The 23517-nt window shown below is 75.0% G+C and carries 22 protein-coding genes and 1 pseudogene; 10 read left to right on the top strand and 13 right to left on the bottom strand.

Going from position 1 to position 23517, the window contains the following annotated elements:
* The first annotated feature begins 55 nt into the window (after positions 1–55).
* Positions 56–997: a hypothetical protein gene (locus O7628_RS26005; protein WP_278134503.1), complete on the top strand. Its 942-nt coding sequence runs from the start codon at positions 56–58 to the stop codon at positions 995–997.
* Positions 998–1175: 178 nt separating this feature from the next.
* Here the strand turns inward: O7628_RS26005 and O7628_RS26000 are convergent, their stop codons facing one another.
* Complete coding sequence (locus tag O7628_RS26000; protein WP_278134502.1) at positions 1176–2138, bottom strand: DUF559 domain-containing protein; 963 nt, start codon at positions 2136–2138, stop codon at positions 1176–1178.
* 216 nt (positions 2139–2354) lie between these two features.
* Between O7628_RS26000 and O7628_RS25995 the strand changes: the two genes are divergently transcribed.
* The 7 genes and pseudogenes from O7628_RS25995 to O7628_RS25965 all read left to right on the top strand — a co-directional run bounded on the left by O7628_RS25995 (position 2355) and on the right by O7628_RS25965 (position 10257).
* The gene (locus O7628_RS25995) at positions 2355–3542 is read left to right on the top strand and encodes a LacI family DNA-binding transcriptional regulator (RefSeq protein WP_278134501.1); all 1188 of its coding nucleotides are present in this window, start codon (positions 2355–2357) and stop codon (positions 3540–3542) included.
* 37 nt (positions 3543–3579) lie between these two features.
* The gene (locus tag O7628_RS25990; RefSeq protein ID WP_278134500.1) at positions 3580–4851 is read left to right on the top strand and encodes a sugar ABC transporter substrate-binding protein; all 1272 of its coding nucleotides are present in this window, start codon (positions 3580–3582) and stop codon (positions 4849–4851) included.
* A gap of 1 nt (position 4852) precedes the next feature.
* Positions 4853–5845 carry a sugar ABC transporter permease gene (locus O7628_RS25985; protein ID WP_278134499.1) on the top strand — a complete coding sequence of 331 codons (993 nt, stop codon included), beginning with the start codon at positions 4853–4855 and terminating at the stop codon, positions 5843–5845.
* Positions 5846–5855: 10 nt separating this feature from the next.
* A complete protein-coding gene (locus O7628_RS25980; protein ID WP_278134498.1) occupies positions 5856–6692 on the top strand; it encodes a carbohydrate ABC transporter permease in 837 nt (278 codons plus the stop codon).
* 210 nt (positions 6693–6902) lie between these two features.
* A pseudogene (locus O7628_RS25975) lies at positions 6903–7265 on the top strand (DUF3131 domain-containing protein); the annotation flags it as partial.
* Between the two features lie 44 nt (positions 7266–7309).
* Positions 7310–8293 carry a glucoamylase family protein gene (locus O7628_RS25970; protein ID WP_278134497.1) on the top strand — a complete coding sequence of 328 codons (984 nt, stop codon included), beginning with the start codon at positions 7310–7312 and terminating at the stop codon, positions 8291–8293.
* Positions 8290–10257, top strand: coding sequence for a xylan 1,4-beta-xylosidase (locus tag O7628_RS25965; protein WP_278134496.1), 1968 nt, complete (start codon positions 8290–8292; stop codon positions 10255–10257). The genes O7628_RS25970 and O7628_RS25965 overlap by 4 nt, the downstream gene beginning before the upstream one ends.
* A 113-nt stretch (positions 10258–10370) precedes the next feature.
* Here O7628_RS25965 and urtE read toward each other — a convergent pair whose 3' ends face one another.
* The 6 genes from urtE to O7628_RS25935 all read right to left on the bottom strand — a co-directional run bounded on the left by urtE (position 10371) and on the right by O7628_RS25935 (position 16768).
* The gene (gene urtE / locus O7628_RS25960; protein ID WP_278134495.1) at positions 10371–11063 is read right to left on the bottom strand and encodes an urea ABC transporter ATP-binding subunit UrtE; all 693 of its coding nucleotides are present in this window, start codon (positions 11061–11063) and stop codon (positions 10371–10373) included.
* On the bottom strand, positions 11063–11824 hold the full coding sequence (urtD, locus tag O7628_RS25955) for an urea ABC transporter ATP-binding protein UrtD (protein ID WP_074477993.1): 762 nt from the start codon (positions 11822–11824) through the stop codon (positions 11063–11065). Before urtD ends, urtE begins: the two co-directional genes overlap by 1 nt.
* The gene (gene urtC / locus O7628_RS25950; RefSeq protein ID WP_278134494.1) at positions 11821–13005 is read right to left on the bottom strand and encodes an urea ABC transporter permease subunit UrtC; all 1185 of its coding nucleotides are present in this window, start codon (positions 13003–13005) and stop codon (positions 11821–11823) included. Before urtC ends, urtD begins: the two co-directional genes overlap by 4 nt.
* Positions 13002–13889 carry an urea ABC transporter permease subunit UrtB gene (gene urtB / locus O7628_RS25945; protein WP_043963236.1) on the bottom strand — a complete coding sequence of 296 codons (888 nt, stop codon included), beginning with the start codon at positions 13887–13889 and terminating at the stop codon, positions 13002–13004. The genes urtC and urtB overlap by 4 nt, the downstream gene beginning before the upstream one ends.
* 56 nt (positions 13890–13945) lie before the next feature.
* A complete protein-coding gene (gene urtA, locus O7628_RS25940) occupies positions 13946–15190 on the bottom strand; it encodes an urea ABC transporter substrate-binding protein (protein ID WP_278134492.1) in 1245 nt (414 codons plus the stop codon).
* A gap of 441 nt (positions 15191–15631) precedes the next feature.
* A complete protein-coding gene (locus tag O7628_RS25935; protein ID WP_278134491.1) occupies positions 15632–16768 on the bottom strand; it encodes a substrate-binding domain-containing protein in 1137 nt (378 codons plus the stop codon).
* Between the two features lie 97 nt (positions 16769–16865).
* Between O7628_RS25935 and O7628_RS25930 the strand changes: the two genes are divergently transcribed.
* Positions 16866–17339, top strand: a complete 474-nt coding sequence (locus tag O7628_RS25930) for a MarR family transcriptional regulator (RefSeq protein WP_278134489.1) — start codon at positions 16866–16868, stop codon at positions 17337–17339.
* 45 nt (positions 17340–17384) lie between these two features.
* Here O7628_RS25930 and O7628_RS25925 read toward each other — a convergent pair whose 3' ends face one another.
* From O7628_RS25925 to O7628_RS25900, 6 genes are read right to left on the bottom strand one after another with little or no spacing between them, the layout of a single operon-like run.
* Positions 17385–18188, bottom strand: coding sequence for an urease accessory protein UreD (locus O7628_RS25925; RefSeq protein WP_278134488.1), 804 nt, complete (start codon positions 18186–18188; stop codon positions 17385–17387).
* Positions 18188–18913 (bottom strand): urease accessory protein UreG, encoded by a 726-nt coding sequence (gene ureG / locus O7628_RS25920; RefSeq protein WP_278134487.1) that lies wholly within the window; start codon positions 18911–18913, stop codon positions 18188–18190. Before ureG ends, O7628_RS25925 begins: the two co-directional genes overlap by 1 nt.
* Positions 18903–19571 carry an urease accessory UreF family protein gene (locus tag O7628_RS25915; protein ID WP_278134484.1) on the bottom strand — a complete coding sequence of 223 codons (669 nt, stop codon included), beginning with the start codon at positions 19569–19571 and terminating at the stop codon, positions 18903–18905. Before O7628_RS25915 ends, ureG begins: the two co-directional genes overlap by 11 nt.
* A gap of 14 nt (positions 19572–19585) precedes the next feature.
* A complete protein-coding gene (locus tag O7628_RS25910) occupies positions 19586–21289 on the bottom strand; it encodes an urease subunit alpha (RefSeq protein WP_278134483.1) in 1704 nt (567 codons plus the stop codon).
* Positions 21286–21639 carry an urease subunit beta gene (locus O7628_RS25905; protein WP_347405218.1) on the bottom strand — a complete coding sequence of 118 codons (354 nt, stop codon included), beginning with the start codon at positions 21637–21639 and terminating at the stop codon, positions 21286–21288. The genes O7628_RS25910 and O7628_RS25905 overlap by 4 nt, the downstream gene beginning before the upstream one ends.
* Positions 21636–21938, bottom strand: a complete 303-nt coding sequence (locus O7628_RS25900) for an urease subunit gamma (protein ID WP_074477867.1) — start codon at positions 21936–21938, stop codon at positions 21636–21638. The genes O7628_RS25905 and O7628_RS25900 overlap by 4 nt, the downstream gene beginning before the upstream one ends.
* A gap of 427 nt (positions 21939–22365) precedes the next feature.
* Between O7628_RS25900 and O7628_RS25895 the strand changes: the two genes are divergently transcribed.
* Positions 22366–23463, top strand: a complete 1098-nt coding sequence (locus O7628_RS25895; protein ID WP_278134480.1) for a DUF5919 domain-containing protein — start codon at positions 22366–22368, stop codon at positions 23461–23463.
* Positions 23464–23517 lie beyond the last annotated feature (54 nt).

The following is a 23517-nucleotide window of genomic DNA, read 5'->3' as shown; positions in this document are numbered from 1 at the left end:
CGAAGGAGCCCATGTGCATCTGACCCATCCAGCGAGAACGCTGGGCCGTCTGCTGGTGTCCGTCGTGGGGGCCACCGCGCTGGTCGCGGCACCGGCCTCGGCGGCCCCGGCGCAGAACTGGGGGCGACCGCAGCTCCCGCCGGCCTCCGGCTGGGCCCCGGTCCCCGGCGACGCCGGGGCGAAGTCGGGGCCCGCCGCCACCGTCTACGGCGGCGACCTGCACCTGTTCGCCCGGGGTGCGGGCGACGCCGTCCGGGTCGACCGCTACAACCTCACCACCGACACGTGGTCGGGTTGGGCCACGGTGCCCGGCACCGCCGGAGCCACCTCCGCACCCGCCACCACCATCTACGGCGGCGACCTGCACCTGTTCACCCAGGGCACCGGCAACACCATCCGCACCAACCGCTACAACCTCAGCACCGGCGACTGGGCCGGCTGGACCACCGTCCCCGGCACCGCCGGAGCCACCTCCGCACCCGCCACCACCATCTACGGCGGCAGCCTGCACCTGTTCACCCAGGGCACCGGCGGCACGGTACGCACCAACCGCTACAACGCCTCCACCAACACCTGGGCCGGCTGGACCACCGTCCCCGGCACCGCCGGGGCGAAGTCGGGGCCCGCCGCCACCGTCTACGGCGGCGACCTGCACCTGTTCACCCAGGGCACCGGCAACACCATCCGCACCAACCGCTACAACCTCGACACCAACGCCTGGGCCGGCTGGGCCACGGTGCCCGGCACCGCCGGGGCGAAGTCGGGGCCCGCCGCCACCGTCTACGGCGGCGACCTGCACCTGTTCACCCAGGGCACCGGCAACACCATCCGCACCAACCGCTACAACCTCAGCACCGGCGACTGGGCCGGCTGGACCACCGTGCCCGGCCCCGCCGGGGCGCGCTCGGTGCCGGCGGTGGTCGTCTACGGCGGCGAGCTGCGGCTCTTCGTCCGTGCCGCGCAGCACCGGATCCACCAGGCGCGGTTCGGGCTGTAGCCCGTCCGGCGCGTTCACCGGTCCGGGGAGGACCGATCGTTCCTCCCCGGACCGCGCGTCGCGGGGGTGGCCGGCTGCCCGTTCGATGGCCGGCTGCGGTGCAATCGCGTCGGCGTGTCGTATAGCGGAGACAGCCAACGATCGGCCAGCCGGGTTCGCGGCGGCGGCCACCGATCGGTCAGGGGCGCGGTGGAGCCGCGCGGGTGGCGAGGATGGCCCGGGTTTCGCGGCGCACCTCGTCGGGCTCGTGCACGAGGCGACGGTGGGCGAAGCGGACCACCAGGATGCCCACACTGGCCAGCAGGGCGTCCCGGCGCAGATCGATCTCCCGCTGTCGCGGGTCGCCGTGCGTGGTCGCGCCGTCGAGTTCGATGTCGACGCGTTCCCGCTCGGCGAACAGGTCGAGGTACATGGTGCGCTCGCCGGCCCTGACCCGCGCCTGCCGGCGGAAGGGTGGCATTCCCGGGCCGGTGAAGACGCGCTCGTGCCCCCAGATCTCCAGCGGGCTGCGGCAGCCCTCTTCGAGCCGGGTCAGCAGCGTGCGCAGCGCCGGCCGGTCGGGGAGCCTGGGCGCGTCGGCCAGGGCGCGCCACAGCCGGTCGGCGGTGGTGAGTCGCTCGTTGACGGCGCGGATCACCGGCGCCCGCCGCTCGGCAGGCGGCAGCAGGGGCCACGAGTCCACCAGGGTCTGGTCGAGGCGGGTCACCGGCAGGCCGCCGCGTCGTACCACCTGCGGTGGGCCGACGACGAAGCCCTGCCGACGGTGTACGCGCACCCCGGGGCGGGTGCGGATGGCGGGGTTCACCGGTGCGCTCAGGTGCAGGACGTCGCCGGCCCGCTGCCGGTGCATGCCCCACACGTGCAGCGCGCTGAGGTGGCTGAGCGCGGCCCGCCCGCCGGCCCAGGCGCAGACCGCCCGATGGCCGAGGGCGGGGTGCAGGCGGCCGAGGGCGGGCAGGGCGGCGTGTCCCACCTCCCCGACCAGCAGGTCCGCCGCGACGAACACCTCGGGCAGCACCCGCACCAGGTGGCCGGCGGCGCACGCGTGCTGAAGGGTCCACGGGGGCACCACCTGTGTCGCCATCGCCCTGGTGACCAGCCCGCCGCCGCGCCGCACCAGGTCCCGCAGCACCTCGTCCATGCCGGTGACCGTGCCGACCGGCGCGGCACGGCGCAAACGGCCACCGGCCGGTCCTGTGGACGACCGCCGGGCTGTGGACAGGGCCCATCGCGGTGAAGCGTCTGCTATGGAGCCGGGCCGCCTCGGGTTGTGGAGTCATCGGCGGTTGCCTATGGTTCTCGGTAACCGGTTTCTGAAACCGGTTACCGAGAAGCGTGCGGCGGAGCGAGGGAGTCCATGGGCAACGATCGGCTGACGGTCCGGGAGATCGCCCGGCTGGCCGGGGTGTCGGTCGCCACCGTCTCCCGGGTGTCCAACGGCGTCGGTCAGGTGTCGGAGGAGACCCGGCGGCGGGTGCAGCGGGCCATCGAGGAGCACGGCTACCGCCCCGACCACCTCGGCCGGGCCCTCGCCGCCGGCCGGCACGGCGCGGTCGGCCTGGTGTTCCCGGGGCTGTCCGGCCCGTACTTCTCGGAGCTGATCCAGGGCTTCGAGGCCGAGGCGGTGCACACCCGCACCAGCGTGCACATCCTCTGCACCCACCTGCGCGACGACTCCGACGCCGAGGTCGTGGAGATGGCCCGCCGGGTCGACGGGCTGGCCGTCTTCGGCGGCACCGTCTCCCCCGACACGCTGCGGGAGCTGGCGAAACTCGTGCCCGTCGTGGTGCTCGCCGGCGAGGGGCCGCCCGGCATGCCGTCCGTACGCGCGGAGAACGTCGCCGCGGCGACGGCCCTGACGCGGCACCTGCTGGCCGACCACGGGCTGCGCGGGCTGGTCTTCGTCGGCGACCCCCGCAACTCGCCCGACGTCACCGGCCGGTGGGAGGGGTTCCGCGCCGCGCACCGGCAGCTCGGCCTGCCGCTGCCCCGCGCGCCGCTGCGGGTCGGCCTCGAACAGCACGACGGGGTGTTCGCCGCCGAGCAGCTGCTCAGCCGGGCGGCCCCGCCCCGGGGCGTGGTCTGCGCCAACGACGAGACCGCGCTCGGCATGCTCGTCGGCGCGGCGGCCCGGGGCGTGCGGGTGCCCGCCGACCTGGTCGTCACCGGCTTCGACGACATCCCGATGGCCGCGCTCGTCAGCCCGGCCCTGACCACCGTCCGGCAGCCGGTGCGCGAGCTGGCGGGGCGGACCGCGCGACTGCTGCTGCGGGCCGCGGCGGGCGAGGCCGACGGATCCGACGCCGCCCTGGTGCTCCCGACCGACCTCGTCGTCCGGCGCAGCTGCGGCTGCCCCGCGCCCACCGGAGCCGGCCCCGCCACCGCGCCCGGCCCCGCCACCAAAGCCGGCGCCACCACCGAGGCCGACCACACCGGGCACCGCCCCGCCACCGCGCACGAACCCACCGACAGGCACACCACCACCGAGCACGACCCCACGGCTGCCGGACGCCGTCCGGCGGCGGGTGACCGCACCGTGCGGTGACCCCGGCCGTGGCGACCCATCCCCCTCAGGAGGCGCAATGAGGCACTGGAGACAGGCGACGGCGCTCGTGGCCGCGCTCGCGCTGGGCGTGACCGGCTGCGGCCGGGACGACGGCGGGCCGGGTCCCGGCGGGCCGGCGGCCGGCGGGGCGGTCGCGGAGGGCAAGGCCACCGGCGAGATCACGGTCTGGGCGATGGGCGCCGAGGGGGAGAAGCTGAAGGCCCTGGCCGACGACTTCACCCGGGACAACCCGGGGGCCAAGGTCACCGTCACCGCGTTCCCGTTCGACGCCGCCCACGACAAGCTCGCCACCGCGATCGCGGGCCGGCAGACGCCGGACGTGAGCATGATGGGCTCCACCTGGATGGGCGAGTTCGCCAAGACCGGGGCCCTGGACCCGACGCCCCCCGGGCTGTTCGACCGGGCCGCGTTCTTCCCGGGCGCGTGGGACACGACGGTGGTCGACGACACGTCCTACGGCGTCCCCTGGTACGTCGAGACGCGGCTGATCTACCACCGCACGGACCTCGCGGCGAAGGCCGGGGTCGGCAAGCCGGCCAACTGGCAGGAGCTGACCGCGTTCGCCAGGGGGCTCAAGCAGACCGGCGGGGCGAAGTGGGGCATCTCGCTGCAACCGGGTGGCACCGGCGCGTGGCAGTCGTTCCTGCCGTTCGCCTGGCAGGCGGGGGCGGACGTGCTCGCCGACGGGAAGTTCACCCTGGACACCCCGCAGATGCGCACGGCGCTGGAATACTACGCGTCGTTCTTCCGGCAGGGGCTCGCCCCGGGCCAGGTCGCGCCCGGCGCGCAGGAGAGCGGCTTCGTCTCCGGCGACATCGGGGCGTTCGTCTCCGGCCCCTGGCACATGAGCATCCTGCGCGAGCAGGGCGGCGCGGCACTGGAGGGCAAGTGGGACGTCGCGCCGATGCCCCGCGAGCAGGCCGGCACCTCGTTCATCGGCGGCGCGGACCTGGTGGTCTACCGGGACACCGACAACCGCGACACGGCCTGGAAGTTCGTCCGGTACCTCACCTCGCCGGCCGCCCAGCAGAAGCTCTACGACCTGGTGGGCAGCCTCCCGGCGGTGACGGCGACCTGGCAGTCGGGCAAGCTCGCCGACGACCCGCTGCTCAAGGCGTTCGGCGCGCAGCTCGCCGACGCCAAGTCGCCGCCGGCGATGGCCACCTGGGAGCAGGTCGCCGACGTCATCGACGACGGCATCGAGCGGGTGGTGCGGGGCGTGACCGACCCGGCCACCGCCACCCGGGAGATGCAGGCGAAGGCGTCGGCCATCGGCACCGGGAGCTGAGGTGGCGTCCGCCCCCGCGCGGCGGGCCGCCCCCACCGGCGGCGCGCGGCCCGGCCCGCGCGGCAGCAGGTGGCCCGGCCCGCGCGGCAGCACCGGCGGGCGGCCCGGCCGGCGCGGCGTCACCCGGCGGCAGCGGGTCGCGGGGTGGGGCCTGGCGCTGCCGTTCCTGCTGATCTTCACCGTGTTCATGGCGGGCCCCGTGCTGGCCTCGGCCGCCATGAGCTTCACCGACCTGCGCAGCGCCGACCTGCGGGACCCGCTCGCGGTCGACCCGGTGGGCGTGGACAACTACGTGCGGCTGCTCGGCGACGAGACGCTGCGGCGGGCCGCCGCCAACACGGCGTGGTTCGTGCTGCTCGGCGTGCCGCTGACGATGGTGCTGGGGCTGGCCGCGGCTGTCGCCCTCGACGCGGGGATCAGCCGGTTCCGCACGTTCTTCCGGGTCGGCTACTACCTGCCGGTGGTCACCAGCATCGTCGCCGTCGCCGTGGTCTGGCGGTTCCTGCTCGAACCCGACAGCGGTCTGGTCAACACCGCGCTCGCCCGCCTCGGCGTCGACGGCCCGGCGTGGCTGTCCGACACCCGCACGGCGCTGCCGTCGCTGGTGGTGATGGCGGCCTGGCGGAACATGGGCTTCCTGATGGTGGTCTTCCTCGCCGGCCTCCAGGCGATCCCCGGCGAGCTACACGAGGCGGCGGCCATCGACGGCTGCGGGGCCTGGGCGCGGTTCCGGCACGTCACCCTGCCCCTGCTGCGGCCCACGCTGCTCTTCGGCGGGGTGGTGACCGGGATCGGCTACCTCCAGTTCTTCGAGGAGCCGTTCGTGATGACGGGCGGCGGGCCGCTGGACAGCACCCTGTCGGTGGCCTTCTACATCTACCAGCAGTTCGGCTTCGGCAACTACAGCTACGCGGCGGCGATCGCGTACGTGCTGTTCGTCGCCGTCGTCGGGCTCACCGCCGCGCAGTTCCGGCTGATGCGGTCGAAGACGTGAGGAGGGTGCCGTGACGACGACCGCGAAGAAGAAAGAGCGGGGCCAGCCCTGGGTGTACGTGGTGCTGGCCGGCGGCCTCGTCGTCCTGGTCGGCCCGTTCGTGTGGATGCTGCTCGGCTCGGTCAAGCCGGACGCGGAGATCCGCCGGACGCCGCCGACCTGGCTGCCGGAGGCGCCCACGCTCGACAACTACCGGCACCTGTTCACCGAGCTGGACTTCCCGGCGTTCTTCCTCAACAGCGTCCTGGTGGCCGGCGCCGTCACCGTGGGCAACCTCGTGTTCTGCTCGATGCTCGGCTACGCCCTGGCGAAGCTGGAGTTCCCCGGCCGGCGCGTGGTGTTCGCGCTGGTGCTCGGGATGCTGATGGTGCCGGGCATGGTCACCTTCGTGCCGCTGTTCATGCTCGTGAGCCGGCTGGGGCTGGTGGACAGCTACGCCGGGCTGATCCTGCCGTGGCTGGCCAGCCCCTTCGGGGTGTTCCTGATGCGCCAGTTCATCACCGGGCTGCCCGACGACCTGATCCAGGCGGCCCGGGTCGACGGCGCGGGCGAGCTGCGGATCTTCGCCCGGGTCGTGCTGCCGCTGTGCGGGCCGGCCCTGGCCACCCTCGGCATCCTGACGTTCCTGTCGTCGTGGAACAACTTCCTCTGGCCGCTGGTCGTCGCGCAGTCGGAGGACCGGTACACCCTGCCGGTGGCGCTCGCCCTGTACGCCATCGGCGAGAACAACACCCGCTACGGGCTGCTGATGGCGGGCTCGGTGGCCGTCATCGTGCCGGTCCTGCTGGTGTTCGTCGCGCTGCAACGGCACTTCGTCCGGGGCATCGCCACGACCGGCCTGAAGTGAGCCCGCCCACCCACCTGACCTGACCGTCCTCCAGTGAGGAGCCTCCTCGTGCGATCCAGGTCCCATCCGTTCCGCGCCGCGACGGTGCTGCTGGCCCTCGGGCTGACCGCCGCCGTCGCCCCGCCGGCCGCGGCCGCGCCGCCGACAGCCGCGCCCGCCGGGTCCCCGGCCGCCACGCTGCGGCAGTACGCCGCCGACACCTGGCGGTCGATGGCCGCCATGGTCGACCCGGGCACCGGGCTGGCGGCCGACAACGTCGGCGGCGACCTCGACCCGGCCGACCGCGCCGGGTACACGTCGCCGACCAACGTCGGCGCGTACCTGTGGAGCACCGTGGCGGCCCGGGAGACCGGCCTGGTCAGCGCCGGCCAGGCCCGCGACCGCATCGCCCGCACCCTCGCCACGCTGGGCCGGCTGGAGGTCCACGAGCCGTCCGGCATGTACTACAACTGGTACGACCCGGCGACCGGCGCGAAGCTGACCACCTGGCCCGTCGACGGCAGCGCCGTGCACCCGTTCCTGTCCAGCGTGGACAACGGCTGGCTCGCCACGGCGCTGACGGTGGTGCGGCAGGCGGGCCGGAGCTGGCGGGCCGCGCCGACGCGCTGCTGCGCCGGATGGACTTCGGCTACTACTACGACCCGGCGCAGCGGCAGCTCCGCGGCGGCTTCTGGGTCGAGCCGCCGCCGGGCTGCTCGCTGGCCGGCAACTACCGCACCGGGCCGGACGTGTTCTACACCTGCCACCACTACGGCGCGTTCAACACGGAGCCGCGCATCGCCAGCTACCTCGGCATCGCCGCCGGGCAGATCCCGCCGGAGCACTACTTCGGCACCTACCGCACGTTCGACCCGGAGGGCTGCGACTGGGCGTGGACGGAACAGCGGGCCGTCGGCCAGTGGCGCACGTACCTGGGCGTGCGGGTGTTCGAGGGCGCCTACCGCTACCGGGGGTTGCAGCTCGTGCCGAGCTGGGGCGGGTCGATGTTCGAGGCGCTGATGGTGCCGCTGTTCGTGCCCGAGGAGCGGTGGGGCCCGCGTAGCTGGGCGGTCAACCACCCGGCGTACGTGCGGGCGCAGATCGAGCACGGGCTGCGGGAGGCCGGCTACGGCTACTGGGGCTTCTCCCCCGCCAACGACCCCGACGGCGGCTACCGCGAGTACGGCGTGGACCAGCTCGGCATGGACGGGCCGGGCTACACCTCCGACCAGGAGCGCACCTCGGTCGACCCCGGGTACGGCGAGTGCCGGCCCGCCCAGCCGCCGCCGTCGGGCTACGGCCGGGGCGTGGTCACCCCGCACGCGTCCTTCCTGGCGCTGCGCTATGCGCCGGACGACGCCCTGCGCAACCTGGCGAACCTGCGGCGGGAATTCGACGCGTACGGGCCGGGCGGGTTCTACGACTCGGTCGACGTGACCACCGGGCGGGTGTCGAAGCGCTACCTGGCGCTGGACCAGGGCATGACGATGGCGGCGCTGGGCAACGCCCTGGCCCACGACGTGCTGCGCCGGCCGTTCGCGCAGGGGCCGATGCAGCAGCGGGTCGCGCCGCTGATGCGGATGGAGGAGTTCTCCCTCCCGCGCGGTGGGGGGCAGCGGTGACGGGCCGCCACGAGGCCGCGGGCCGTCACGGCGCGGACCGCGGGGCCGGCGGCGACCACGAGGGCACGGGCCACAAGGTCGGCGGCGACCACGACGCGGGCACGGTCCCGGCCGCCGGCGACGACGCCCGGGGCGACTGGACGCGGCGCATCGCGCGGCGCAGCGACGAGCAGGGGGCGACGGGCGGCATCCCGGACCTGCCGCCGCCGGCCGGGCTGACGGCGGTCGCCGGGGTGGGCCACGTGCGGCTGTCCTGGTCGCCGGTGCCCGACGCCGTCGGCTACCTGGTGCACCGGGCCCCGCTGCGCGACGGGCGGCCCGCCGGCCCCTTTGCCCCGGTCGACCACCAGGGCGGCGACGTGCTCGCCGTGCCCGACACCTGGTACGTCGACACCACCGGCGAGCCCGGCCGCCCCTACGCGTACGCCGTGGCCGCCGTGCCCGAGGTGACCGTCACCGGCGCGTTGGGCGACCCGGTCGTCGCCGCCGCGCTGCCGGCCGCCGCCGGCCCGCCGCCGACGGTGGACGTGCGCGTCGACGCCGCCGCGCCGGGCACGCCGCTGCACCGGCCGTGGCAGCCGATGATCGGCAGCGAGCGGCTGTCGCAGCTGCTGTGCGCCGACACCAGCGGCGGCCGGGAGATCGGGGCGGAGCTGCTGGCGGCGCTGCGCCGGGTCCGCGCGGAGGTGGGCGTCGAGGCCGTGCGGGCGCACGCGATCCTGCACGACGACCTGGGCGTCTACCGGGAGGTCGACGGCCGGCCGGTGCACGACTTCACCGGCGTGGACCGCGTCTACGACCTGCTGTGCTCGGCCGGGCTACGGCCGGTCGTGGAGATCGGCTTCATGCCCCGCGACCTGGCCCGCGACCCGGAGCGGACGGTGTTCGCCTACCGGGGGGTCATCTCGCCGCCGAAGGACTGGGACCGCTGGGCGGAGCTGGTCCGCGCGCTCGTGGCGCACCTGCTCGACCGGTACGGCGAGGCGGTGCTCGGCTGGGACTTCGAGGTGTGGAACGAGGCGAACCTGGAGGTGTTCTGGGCCGGCACCCGCGAGGAGTGGATGCGGCTGTACGAGGTCACCGCCCGCGCGGTCAAGGACGTCGACCCCCGCATCGCGGTGGGCGGGCCGTCGTCGGCCGCCGCCGGCTGGGTCGACGCCCTGCTGGAACACGCCGCGCGTACGGGCACGCCGGTCGACTTCGTCTCCACCCACACGTACGGCAGCCCGCCACTTGACCTGCGGCCCACCCTGCGCCGGCTCGGCTTCCCGCACGCCCGGCTGCTGTGGACGGAGTGGGGCGTCACGCCCACCCACTTCCACCCGGTCAACGACGGCGCGTCGGCGGCGACGTTCCTGCTCGGCGGCATGCGGTCGGCCGCCGGGCGGGTCGACGCCCTGTCCTACTGGGTGGCCAGCGACCACTTCGAGGAGCTGGGCCGGCCGCCCCGGCTGCTGCACGGCGGGTTCGGCCTGATCACCGTCGGCGGCATCGCCAAGCCCCGCTACCACGCCCTGCGGATGCTCGCCCGGCTCGGCGACACCGAGCTGCCGGTGCGGTCCTGCGGCGACGGCGCGGACGGCCTGGTGCAGGCGTGGGCGAGCCGGCACGCCGACGGCGGCCTCGCCGTGCTGATCTGGGTGTCGACGCTCGACCAGTCGAAGCGCGACGGCGACCCGGCGCTGACCCGCCGGGTCCGGTTGGGCGTGGCCGGCGGGCCGGGCGGCGGCGTGACGGTGACCCGGCTCGACCGCGAGCACGGCGACGTCACCACCCTCGCGGGCCGGCTCGGCGTCGGCGACTGGCCGACCGACGGGCAGTGGGACGCGCTGCGGGCCGCCGACGCGCTGGCGGCGGAGCCCGTCGAGCCGGACGTGGCCGGCGGGGTGGCGACGGTGGAGCTGCTGGTGCCCCAGCCGGGCGTCGTGCTCGTCGAGTTCGCGCCGCCTGAGCCGACGGGCTGAGTCGACGGGCCGAGCCGACGGCCCGTGGCCTCGGGCTGAGGCGGGCCGGGCCGTCGGGCCGTGGCGTCGGGCCGAGGCGGGCCGGGCCGGCGGCTCTTGGGGGCGGGGCGGGGTCAGACTGCGAGCGCGGCCCGGACGGCGTGCTCGGCGGTGGCCCCGCCGTCGCCGGTCGAGGTGACCCGGCCCGACTCCAGCACGTAGTAGCGCTGGGCGACCCGCAGGGCGAAGCCGAGGTGCTGCTCGACGAGGAGCACCTGGATGCCGGCGCGGGCGGTCAGCTCGACGACGCGGTCCTGGATCTCGGCGACCACCGAGGGCTGGATGCCCTCGGTGGGCTCGTCGAGCAGCAGCAGCTTCGGCCGGGTGACCAGCGCCCGGGCGATGGCGAGCTGCTGGCGTTGGCCGCCGGAGAGCAGCCCGGCCCGGCGGCGCAGCAGCGGGCGCAGCGCCGGGAACAGGTCGAGCGCCTCGGCGGTGGCCGCCGCGCCGTCGCGCCGGCCGTCGGCGACCAGCCGCAGGTTCTCCCCCGCCGTCAGGTGCGGGAAGCACTGCTGGCCCTGCGGCACGTACGCCATGCCCCGGGCGACCCGCTGGTGCGGGGCGAGCCTGGTGACGTCCTCCCCGGCCAGCTCGACGGTGCCGGCGCGGGGCCGCAGCAGGCCCACCGCGACCCGCAGCAGGGTGCTCTTGCCGGCCCCGTTGTGGCCCAGCACGGCGGCGACGCCGTCGGCGGGCACGGCGAGGTCCACGCCGTGCAGCACCTCGCTGCGTCCGTACCCGGCGCGCACGCCGCGCAGTGTCAACATCACGCCTCCGTGGGAGCGTCGACGGGGTGGCCGAGGTAGACCTCCTGCACCCGGGGGTCGGCCTGGACCTGGGCGACGGTGCCCTCGCTGAGCACCCGCCCGGCGTGCAGCACGGTCACGGTGCGGGCGAAGCGGCGCAGGAAGTCCATGTCGTGTTCGATGACCACGACGGTGCGGTCCCGGCTGACGGTCTCCAACAGGGCGCCGGTGGCGTCGCGCTCGTCGTGGCTCATCCCGGCGACGGGCTCGTCGAGCAGCAGCAGCCGGGCATCGGAGACGAGCAGCATGCCGATCTCCAGCCACTGCTTCTGCCCGTGGGCGAGGGTGCCGGCGAGGTGGTCGGCCCGGTCGGCGAGGCCGATGGTGTCGAGGGCGGCGACGACCTCGTCGGGCAGCCGCCGCCGGCGGCGGGCCAGCGCCCACCAGCTCCGCCCGGCCCCGGCGGCGATGTCGAGGTTCTGCGCGACGGTCAGCTCCTCGAACACGGCGGCGGTCTGGAAGGTGCGGCCCACGCCGAGCCGGGCGATGCGGTGCACGTCCCGGCCGAGCAGCTCGCGGTCGCCGAAGCGGACCGAGCCGGTGGCCCGGACCAGCCCGGTGACGGCGTCGACGAGGGTGGTCTTGCCGGCCCCGTTGGGCCCGATGAGGAAGCGCAGGTCACCGGCGGGCACGTCCAGGTCGACGCCGTCGACGGCGGTGAAGCCGTCGAAGCTGACCCGCAGGCCCCGCACGCACAGGCCGTCGGTTCGTTCGTCGGTCATGCCGCCGGCGCCTCCGTCCGGGTCCGGCCGCTGCGGGCGGGTGGGATGCGCCGCCACCAGGGCGGCCGGTCGGCTGCCGCGCGCCGGGTGCGCCGCAGCGCCCACAGCGACGCCAGGCCGCCGGGCAGGAACGCGACCACCAGCACGAACAACAGCCCTTGCAGGTACGTCCAGGTGCCCGGGAACCGCTCGGACAGCGCGGTACGCGCCCAGGCCACCGCGACCGCGCCGAGCACCGGGCCGAGCAGGGTGGCCCGCCCGCCGACGGCGACGCCGATGACGAACTCGATGGACGGCACGATGCCGATCAGGGCGGGCGAGATGATGCCGACGGCGGGGACGAACAGCGCCCCGGCGAGCCCGGCCATCCCGGCGGCCACCACGTAGGCGACGACCTTGACGGTGGCCGGGTCGTAGCCGAGGAAGCGGACCCGTTCCTCGCCGTCGCGCACGGCCACCAGCAGCTCGCCGTAGCGGCTCTGGATGAGCTGACGGGCCAGCGCGAGCAGCCCCAGCAGGGCGGCGGCGATCAGGAAGTAGACGGTGCGCTGGTTGACCGGGTCGTCGAGGTCGTAGCCGAAGAAGCCCTGGATGTCGGTCAGGCCGTTGGTGCCGCCGGTGGTGCCCTGCTGGCCGACCAGCAGGATCACCATCGCGGCGGCGAGGGCCTGGCTGAGGATGGCGAAGTAGGCGCCCCGCACCCGGCGGCGGAAGACCAGCGAGCCGAGCCCGAAGGCGACGACCATGGGCAGCAGCACGGTGGCGGGCAGGGCGAACCAGGGGCTCGCGAACGGCCGCCACCACCACGGCAGCTCGTCGAGCTGCCCGTACAGCTGCATGAAGTCGGGCAGCGCGCCGGGGCCCGCGTCGGCGAGCTTGAGGTGCATGGCCATCGCGTAGCCGCCGAGGCCGAAGAAGACGCCCTGGCCGAGGGTGAGCATGCCGCCGCGGCCCCAGGCGATGCCGATGCCGACGGCGACCATCGCGACGCAGAGGTACTTGGCCAGCAGCGCCAGCCGGAAGTCCGACAGCAGCAGGGGGGCCGCGCCGAACAGCAGCGCCGCGCCGGCGGCGAAGCCGAGCGCCGCGCGGGCCCGGCCGCCGGTGCGGGGTGCGGGCGGCGGCGGTGCCGGTGCGGCGGGCTCGTCGGCGGCGGTGGCCGGGCCGGTCACGGTGGTCATGCGAGGCTCCTGGTACGCAGGGTGAACAGGCCCTGTGGCCGCCACTGGAGGAACGCGACGATCGCCACGAAGACGATCACCTTGGCGACGCTGAGGGTGGTGAGGTATTCACCGGTGGCCTGGAGCACGCCGAGGGCGAAGGCGACGATCACGCTGCCCTTGAGCTGGCCGATCCCGCCGACCACGACCACCAGGAAGGCGTCGATGATGAGGTTGGTGCCCATCGTCGGGCCGATCGGCCCGAGCAGGGTCAGCGCGACCCCGGCGACGCCGGCCAGGCCGGAGCCGACGAAGAAGGTCGTGCGGTCGACCCGGGCGGTGGCGATGCCGGAGACGGCGGCGAGGTCGCGGTTCTGCACGACGGCGCGGATGCGGCGGCCCAGCGGGGTGAGCCGCAGGGCGAGGGTCAACGCCACCACGGCCGCCACGGCGAGGCCGAGGATGAACAGCCGGTTGTTGGCGACGGTGACGCCGCCGGGCAGCGCCACGTTTCCGGTGAGCAGCGCGGGCGCGCGGGTCTGCACGTTGGGGCTGCCGAAGATGTCCCGGGCCGCCTGCTGGAGCATCAGCGACACGCCCCAGGTGACGAGCAGGGTGTCCAGGGGCCGGGCGTAGAGGCGGCGGATGAGCAGCACCTCCAGCAGCACCCCCAGCGCGCCGGCCACCGCGAAGGCGACGGGCAGGGCGACCAGCAGCGACCAGCCGGCCGAGGTGATCGTCTGCTGGAGCACGTAGGTGGTGTAGGCGCCGGCCATGATGAACTCGCCGTGGGCCATGTTGATGACGTTCATCTGGCCGAAGGTGAGCGCGAGCCCGAGCGCGACGAGCAGCAGGACCGCGCCGATGCTGACGCCGGTGAAGAGCTGTCCGAACAGGACTGTCACGGTTGCTCCGAGGAGGGGTGGGGCCCGGGCGGCGCGGGGCCGCCCGGGCCGGGTGGTCAGCTCAGGCCGGTCGCCCAGGGGTAGCTCTTGAGGTACGGGTCGGGCTTGATCGGCTGGCCGGAGTTCCACACCTCGGTGATCAGCCCGTCCGCGCCGACCTTGCCGATCCGGGCGGTCTTGGCGATGTGCTGCGTCGGGCCGTCCACGGTGACCAGGCCCTCGGGCGCCTCGTAGGTGATGCCGCCGGCGGCGGCGCGGACCTTCTCCACCTCGAAGGAGCCGGCCTTGGTGACCATCTCCTTCCACAGGTACACGGCCACGTACGCGGCCTCCATCGGGTCGCTGGTGGGCTTGTCCGCGCCGTACTTCGCCTTGTACGCGGCGACGAACTTCGCGTTCGCCCCGCCCGGGGTGGTCTGGTAGTAGTTCCAGGCGGTCAGCTGGTCCTTGAGATATTGCGTGCCGATGCCCTTGACCTCCTCCTCGGCGATCGACACGGACACCACGGGCATGCTCGTCGCGTTGAGCCCGGCCGACGTGTATTCCTTGAAGAAGGCCACGTTGCTGTCGCCGTTGAGGGTGTTGAACACCGCGTCGGCCTTCGCCGACTTCACCTTGTTGACGATGGTGCCGAACTCGGTGGAGCCGAGCGGGGCGTAGTCCTCGCCGAGGACGGTCATCCCGTTGGCCTTCGCGTACGCCTTGATGATCTTGTTGGCGGTGCGCGGGAAGACGTAGTCGCTGCCCACGAGGTAGACCGACTTCTTGCCCTGCGCCTTGAGGTAGTCCAGGCCGGGGACGATCTGCTGGTTGGTCGTCGCCCCGGTGTAGAAGATGTACGGCGACTGCTCCAGGCCCTCGTACTGCACCGGATAGAACAGCAGCGCCTTGTTCTTCTCGAACACCGGCTTGACGGCCTTGCGGCTGGCGGAGGTCCAGCAGCCGAAGACGGCGGCGACGCGGTCCTCGGAGATGAGCTTCTCGGCCTTCTCGGCGAAGGTCGGCCAGTCCGACGCGCCGTCCTCGCCGACCGGCACGATCTTCTTGCCCAGGACGCCGCCGGCCGCGTTGATCTCCTCCACGGCGAGCATGATCGAGTCGCGGACGGTGACCTCGCTGATGGCCATGGTGCCGGAGAGCGAGTTGAGCAGGCCCACCTTGACGGTGTCGCCCGAGACGTCGGCGCTGACGCCCTTGCCCGACGTGCTGTCGGAGGTCTTGCTGCCGCACGCGGCCAGCGCGGCCGCGACGACGAAGGCCATGGTGCCGGCCAGGATACGGCGGCCCCGGAACAGTGACATGCAATCTCCCCTGCGGTATGCGTGGAGCGACGACCACCGGCCCTGCCGGGCCGGGCTGCATTGCCATTGGTGATTGGTGAAGCGGTGCGGTCACGGGTGTCGCGTCGGGCGGAAAGACCGGCCGGCGGGTGGGACGCCGGCACACCATCCGCAGTGGACCTCGGGCAGGGCAAAGCCTCGACTCGATTCGTTGCGGCCACGTTTCCCAGCCCTTAATTGCCTGTTTCCCGAACGGCCGGTAAGGCCAGCTCAACGGGGGTGAACAGCAAAGGCCGCCACCATCCCCGGAGGACTCACGGAGAATGGCGACGGCCCACGACAGACATTCGGAAGAACGGTGGCCCCAGCGCCGGAATCGCATTTCGACTAATCGGGCGGCGAGCCAGTTACTTCCTGCGTGAAGGATTTTAGCGGGATCCCCCGGCCGGCTGTCAAGCGCCCCTACAGCTCCGCCAGCACCGCGAAGTCGAGCCCGTCGGCCTCGGCCAGGTAGATCCGCTGGCGCACGTGCCGCCCGCGCAGCCGCAGCTCCCCCCGTGGCCCCTGGTAGGACACCGCGTCCGCGGCGGCCCCGATCGCCCGCACGTCCAGCGTGCGGGCCCGCGCGATCAGCGCCGCCAGCAGCATCACGCCCTCGTAGCAGGACTCCCCCAGGCTGCCCAGCGGCGGCGCCTCCACCCCGAACCGGCGGGCGAACGCGCCGTGGAAGTCGAGGTTCTCCCGGGTGACCAGGCCGGCGAAGAACCCGGCCGTGCTGTACAACCGGCGGGTCGCGCCCGCCCCGCTGGCCAGCAGCATGTTCTCGTCCATCAGGGTGCTCAGCCGCAGGCAGCGCTGGTCCAGGCCGCTGCGGGCGAACGCCCGGTTGAACCGCACCGCGTCCGCGCCGACCAGCAGCATCAGCACCCCGTCCGCCTCGGACTGCTCGACGGCGCGTAGGACGGGGCCGAAGTCGTGGACGCCCAACGGCAGGAACCGCTGCCCGCACACCCGCGCCCCGCTGCGCAGGGCGTACCGCTGGGCGGCGCGGGCCGTGCGGCGCGGCCACACGTAGTCGTTGCCCACCACGTACCACCGACGCACGCCCTGCTCGCCGGCCAGCAGCCGCATCGCCGGCCAGAGCTGCGCGTCGGGCGTCTCGCTGGTGAGGAAGACCCCCTCGGTGCGCTCGCCGCCCTCGTAGAGCGCGGTGTAGACGTACGGCACCCGGTGCGCGACGCGCGGGGCCACCGCCTGCCGCACCGACGAGATGTGCCAGCCGGTCACCCCCTGCACCGCGCCGGTCGACACCAGCGCCTCCACCTCGGCGGCCACCTCGGCCGGCGGTGCGCCGCCGTCGACGGGCACCAGCCGCAGCTCGCGGCCGAGCACCCCGCCGGCACGGTTGATCTCCTCCACCGCGAGCTGGGCGCAGAGCTCACAGGTCGGGCCGAACATCCCGGCGGGCCCCCGCATCGGGTAGACCAGCGCGACGCTGACCACCGACCGGTCCACGGTGAGCCAGGGCGCGGGAAGGTGGAGCGTCTGCCCCGGCTGGGGATGCGGCGCACCAGCCGGACGCCCTGCCGGCACGGACATGACGACATGATTGCCGCCGGCCGGTGCCCACACCAGACCCGGTCACGATGCGGGACCTTTTCGGTACGATGGCAGCCCCACCGAACGGGGGAGGGTCATGCCCGAGGTGCCCGCGACGCCCGTCGATCTGCTGCGTGTGCTGACCCGTGCCGAGCGGCTGCTCGCGCGGCGGGTCGGCGGTGTCCTGGCCGCCGAGGGCCTCACCGTCGAGGCCTGGCGGGTGCTGTGCCTGCTCGCCGACGGGCAGGGGCACCCGATGAGCGAGGTCGCCGCCGAGGAGTCCCTGCCGCCGGGGACACTGACCAAGCTGGTCGACCAGCTCGTCGACCAGAACCTGGTCTACCGGCGGATCGACCCGCAGGACCGGCGGCGCATCCGCGCGTACCTGACCGCCCGGGGCCGCCGCGAGCAGGAACGCGTCGACGCCCTGGTCCGGGCGGACCTGGCCGACCTGGTCACCGGCGACGACGCCGACCTGGCCGGGGCACTCGCCGCGCTGGCCGACCGGCTGGGCGCCGGCCGCCCGGTCGGCGCGGCGGCCGGGGCCCGCGCCCGCGTCGCGGCCCGCTGACGCCCGGAGTCGCCGCCCCGGGCCGGACACACCGCGCCGGTGCGCTCAGGCCGGGGTGAGCCGCTCGCGCAGGGTGTGCGCGTCGGCGGCGGTCGCGGTGAGCAGCGCCGCCGGGCCGCCGGCCAGCGGCAGCCAGGCCACCGCGCCGCCGTCGTCGCCCGCCGGCCGCGCCCGGGGGACGGGCAGGCCGCCCGCCGGCACCCCGACGCCGGGCCCCGCCCCGAGACCCGGCTGCGCGGCGGGGCCCGGCGGGACGTCGGGGCCCACCAGCAGCAGCGAGCCCGTCGCCGGGGCCCCGCCGAGCACGGCGGCCCCCGACCAGCCGGGCGCGGACGGGCCCACCGCCGTCGACTGGCGCAGCAGCGGCCGGCCGCCGTGGTCGACCGACGTCCGCACGACGGCATCGCCCGGCGACTCGCCGTACCGGCCGCAGATCAGCTCGTCGCGCCAGGTCAGCCGGGCCCCGGCGGCCAGCTCGACCCGCGCCTCGGCGACGTGGTCGCAGCCGGCCGCCGCGACGAGCTGCTCCGGCAGCCAGTGCAGGGCGGCCCCGGCGTGCACCACCGCGTGCACCCGCATCCGGGACGCCGCCGCGCCGGGGCGGCCGGGCAGCGCCACCGAGGCGGCGACGCTGCCGACGCGCAGCGCCGCCCCGGGGCCCACCTCCACCTCCAACAGCAGGTCGTCGCCGCCGAGCGGGCCCGCCGCGCCGCCCACCACGTACACCGTGGCGACCCCGCCCTCGGCGGCGGTGGAGCGCAGCAGCAACGGCGACTCGCCGCGCAGCTCCGTGAGGCGCGTGCCGCCGCGGCCGTCGGCCCGCGCCACCACCCGGGCCCGCGCGCGCATCAGGCGACGGCCACGGCGGCCCGGTGGTGGGCCAGCTCGTGCCGGATCCACCCGGCCACCCGGGTCGCCTCCGGGTCGCCGACGATGGACAGGAAGACCGTCGGCAGGTCGCCGCGCCGGGCCCGCGCGTCGCGGTCCATCACGTCGAGGTCCGCGCCGACCATCGGCGCGAGGTCCGTCTTGTTGATCACCAGGAGGTCGGCGGCGGTGACCCCGGGCCCGCCCTTGCGCGGCACCTTGTCGCCGCCGGCCACATCGACCACGAAGATCTGCCGGTCGATCAGGCCCCGGCTGAACGTGGCCGTCAGGTTGTCGCCGCCGCTCTCCACCAGCACCAGGTCCAGCGGGCCGACCGCGTCGCACAGCTCGTCGATCGCGTCGAGGTTCGCGCCGATGTCGTCGCGGATCGCCGTGTGCGGGCAGCAGCCCGTCTCCACCGCCCGGATCCGGGCCGGGTCGAGCACCCCGGCCCGGCGCAGGAAGTCCGCGTCCTCGGTGGTGTAGATGTCGTTGGTGACCACGCCGAGGCGCAGCTCGGTGGCGAACGCCCGGCACAGCGCGGCGACCAGGGCGGTCTTGCCCGAGCCGACCGGCCCGCCGATGCCGATGCGCAGCGGCCGGGCCGCCGGCGGCAGCGGGGCGTGCGGGTCGACCCCGGGCTCGGGGTGGGTGTGGGGGACGTCCTCGTCGTGCGACGAGGTCAGGGGAACGGATTCAGGACGCAAAGAGACGCACCTCCCAGGTGGTGTGGACTTCGGCATGGATGTCGGTGAGGGGGGCCGCGCCGTCCGGCAGCCACTCCGGCGGCCCGCCGGCGGCGGCCACCGCCCGCGCCGCCGTGGCGTCGACGTCGGCCGTCAGGGCGGCGAGCAACCCGTGCACGCGGTACGGGTCGAGGCCGAGCAGCCGCACCGCCGCGCTCGCCGGGCCGGTCACCGACCCGTACGCGGCGGCGGTCGCCAGCTCGGCCGGGTCGAGGCCGGCGGCCGCCCCGACCAGCCCGAGCACCAGCGGCTGGTGCGGCCCGGTCGGGTCGGCGGGCAGGGCGGCGAACGGCCCGCCCGGCCACAGCGACCGCCCGGCGCGCAGCAGGGCCCGGCCCTGCCGGCGGGAGACCGCGCGCAGCGCCGGTGCGGCCGTGCGGGCGTCCAGCTCGGCGTCGAGCCGGGCCAGCGCGGGGGCGGGGTCACCGGCCGCCGCCGCCCGGTGCGCCGCCACCGCGAACGCGGCGGCGACCAGCCCGCCGGTGGCCAGCCGGCCGACCAGGAAGCCACGCAGCGACGCCAGGTCGGTGACCAGCCCCGCGGCGACGGCGGCCTCCAGCCCGGCGGAATGGGCGTGCGCGCCGGCCGGGAACCGCCCGTCGGCGAGCAACAGCAGCATGCTCGTCATCGTCGTCAGAACAGGTGGTAGAGCTGGGCCATCGGCAGCTCCGCCACCGGGTCCGGCTCGACCACCTCGCCGTCGATGCGGACGGTGAAGGTGTCCGGGTCGACCTCGATGCGCGGCATGGCCCCGTTCTCGGGCAGGTCGGCCTTGCCCCGCGACCGCACGTCGGCGACGGGGACCAGCGGCCGGCGCACGTCGAGGCGCAGCCCGGCCTCCAGCGCCGCCGGGGCCACGAACGCGACGCTGGTCGCCCCCGGCACGACGCCGTGCGCGCCGAACATCGGCCGGGGCAGCACCGGCTGCGGCGTCGGGATCGACGCGTTCGCGTCGCCCATCTGCGCGTACGCGATCATGCCGCCCTTGAGCACCAGGTGCGGGCGCACGCCGAAGAACGCCGGGTCCCACAGCACCAGGTCGGCGAGCTTGCCCGGCTCCACGGACCCGACCTCGCGTTCCAGGCCGTTGGCCATCGCCGCGCAGACGGTGTACTTCGCCACGTAGCGGCGGGCCCGGTGGTTGTCGGCGCGCCCGTCGCCGGGCAGCGCGCCCACCCGCCGCTTCATCACGTGGGCGCTCTGCCAGGTGCGGGTGATCACCTCGCCGATGCGCCCCATCGCCTGCGAGTCGGAGCCGATGATGGAGATCGCGCCGAGGTCGTGCAGCAGGTCCTCGGCGGCCATCGTCGACGGGCGGATGCGGCTCTCGGCGAACGCCAGGTCCTCCGGCACCGCCGGGTTGAGGTGGTGGCAGACCATCAGCATGTCGAGGTGCTCGGCGAGGGTGTTGCGGGTGTACGGGCGGGTCGGGTTCGTCGACGACGGCAGCACGTTCGGCTCGCTGGCGACGGTGATGATGTCCGGCGCGTGGCCGCCGCCCGCCCCCTCCGTGTGGTACGAGTGGATCGCCCGGCCGGCGATCGCGCGCAGCGTGTCGGCGACGAACCCGGCCTCGTTGAGGGTGTCGGTGTGGATGGAGACCTGCACGCCGGAGGCGTCGGCCACCCGCAGGCAGGCGTCGATGGCCGCAGGGGTGGTCCCCCAGTCCTCGTGCAGCTTGAAGCCGCCCGCGCCGGCCCGCAACTGCTCCCACATCGCCTCCTCGGAGACGGTGTTGCCCTTGCCGAGCAGCAGCACGTTCACCGGGAACGCGTCGAGCGCCTCGTGCATCCGGGCCAGGTGCCAGGCGTTCGGGGTGACCGTGGTGGCGCGGGTGCCCTCGGCCGGGCCGGTGCCCCCGCCCACGAGGGTGGTGACGCCGCTGGCCAGCGCCTCGTGCACGAGCTGCGGGCAGATGAAGTGCACGTGGGTGTCGACGGCCCCGGCGGTGAGGATGCGCCCGTTGCCGGCGATCACCTCCGTCGCCGGGCCGATCACCAGGTCCGGGTGGACGCCCGGCATCGTGTCCGGGTTGCCGGCCCGGCCGAGCGCGACGATGCGGCCGTCGCGCAACCCCACGTCGGCCTTGACCACGCCCCAGTGGTCGAGCACCACCGCGCCGGTGATCACCGTGTCGAGGGCGCCCTCGGCGCGGGTGGCCCGGGACTGGCCCATCGACTCCCGGATCACCTTGCCGCCGCCGAAGACCATCTCGTCGCCGCCGACGCAGTGGTCGGCCTCCACCTCGATGAGCAGGTCGGTGTCGGCGAGCCGGATCCGGTCGCCCGTGGTGGGCCCGTACAGGTCGAGGTAGCGCCGCCGGTCGAGTTCGCTCACCGGTCCGACCCCCCGTCCGACTGGTCGACGACGCCCGGGCCCGCGCCGAGCGGGCCGGCGACCTCGCCGCGCAGGCCGGCGACGATGCGCGCCCCGCCCAGCGGCACCAGCTCCACCTGGCGGCTGACCCCCGGCTCGAACCGCACGGACGTCCCGGCGGGCACCGCGAGCCGCTGGCCGTACGCGGCGGCGCGGTCGAAGCGCAGGCCGGGATTGGCCTCGGCGAAGTGGTAGTGGGAGCCGACCTGCACCGGCCGGTCGGCGGTGTTGACCACCAGCAGGGTGGTCACCGGCAGGCCGGCGTTGATCTCCACCGGGCCGTCGCCGGGCAGCACCTCCCCGGGGATCACGGGATCGGGTGGTGCACCGTCACCAACTTGGTGCCGTCCGGGAACGTCGCCTCCACCTGCACCTCCTTCAGCAGCTCGGGGACCCCGTCGAGGACGTCGTCGCGGGTGAGCACGCCGCGACCGGCCGACATCAGGTCCACGACCGACCGGCCGTCGCGCGCGCCCTCCAGCAGGAAGGCGGTGACGATGGCGACGGCTTCGGGATAGTTGAGGCGCAGGCCGCGTTCGCGGCGGCGGCGGGCGACGTCCGCCGCGACGTGCACGAGCAGGCGATCCTGCTCGTGGGGGCTGAGGAACACGGAAACCTCCGGGCGGTCCGGCGTGCACGCTCCCGCCGTCGCGGCGCGCGTCGACGGGCGCCGGACGAGAGGGGGTCACACGTGACCGCCGCCGGCCGTCGGCGGTTCGCCCCGGGACCCCACCGGCCCCGGCCCGATCCTACGGCCGCGCAGCGGTGTGGGGGCTGGGAACGGACCGCACCGCCAACCGCTGACCAGACCGTAGAGGATCGCCCGGACGGTGGCAACGGCCGTCCCGGCGATGCGGCGCGGGTCACCGCGGCCGGTCCCCTCGGCCGCCGGCCCGCCGCCGCCACGGTCACGAACGGGACAGCGGGCGGCAAAGCGGGCACGTATCCTCTCGTTCTCCGGCCGATCGACCCCGGGCGGGCGCGGGCGACCCGACCCGGAGGGCAGCGACCGGGAAGGCAGGGATCGGGAGGTGGGGATGCGGCGGACGAGCGGCGGGCGGCCCGGCCGGGCCGGGCGGCAGCGGCGGTCCTTCCTCGTCGGCGGGGCGCTGCTCGGGGCCGCCGTCGTCATGCTGCTGGCCGCGTGGCGCAGCACCGGCTTCCTCAGCGACCTGCTGCTCAACCTCGGCGCGAGCGTGGTGCTCGCCGCGATCTCCTACGTGGTCTTCGACCCGCTCTTCGAGGAGGCCCGCCGGGCCCGGGTGCAGGAGCACCTGAGCTTCGACCGGGCGGCGTTCGTGGCCCGGCTGGAGCGCAGCGCCCGGCTGGTGCGCATCCTCGACACCTGGACGATCCTGCTGGAGCACCGCAACCGTGACGAGACCCTCGCGGCGGTGCGGGCGGCGCTGGCCAAGGGCGCGAAGGTGCAACTGCTGCTGCTCGACCCCGACTGCACGGCCGCCCAGCAGCGCGGCGAGGAGCTGGAGCGGCAGCGGATCGACGTCCCCCGGCAGATCCGGGCCAACCTGCGGCACCTGGCCGCCTTCCGGCGGTCGCTGGAGCCCGCGCTGCGCGACCGCCTCCAGGTCCGGGTCTACGACGCGTCGCCGTCGATCCAGCTCTACCAGTGGGACGCGCGGGCGCTGATCTCGTTCTTCCCGATCGGCAAGCTGTCGTTCAACGTCCCGCAGCTGGAGGTCGACATGGACAGCCCGTGGGGCGGGTTCGTGCACGCCCGGTTCGAGGAGCTGTGGGGGCAGCCGCAGGCCACCCTGGACCTGGAGCGGTACTGGTCGACGACGATCACGCTGCGCCACGAGGACTCCGACGTCGTGGAGCTGCCGGCGGACTTCGTGACGGTCGACGGCCAGCACTACGTCGACTGCCGGGCGCTGCGCATGGCCGGCCCGCTCACCGTCCGGGCGCAGCTTCCCGAGCGCGCCCGCACGGCGGCCCCCCGCGAGTACGCGCTGGTGGAGCCGGCCGACGGCGACCGCACCCCGGTGGCGCGGGTGGCCCGGCTGTTCGACCAGAAATACGGCCCCCGCGACGGCGGGCGGACGATCCTGCGCCTGGCCCCGCAGGGGGCGGACGACGGGCGGGTGCCCGGCGCCCGCTCCCCCGCCGGCGCCTGACGAGCAGGGCAACCGCCGGCCGCCGCCCCGTCGACCGTCCTGCCGCGGCCCCGT

The organism is Micromonospora sp. WMMD956, from assembly GCF_029626125.1.
GTDB lineage: Bacteria > Actinomycetota > Actinomycetes > Mycobacteriales > Micromonosporaceae > Micromonospora > Micromonospora carbonacea.
This window is presented reverse-complemented; position numbering and strand designations above follow the sequence as displayed.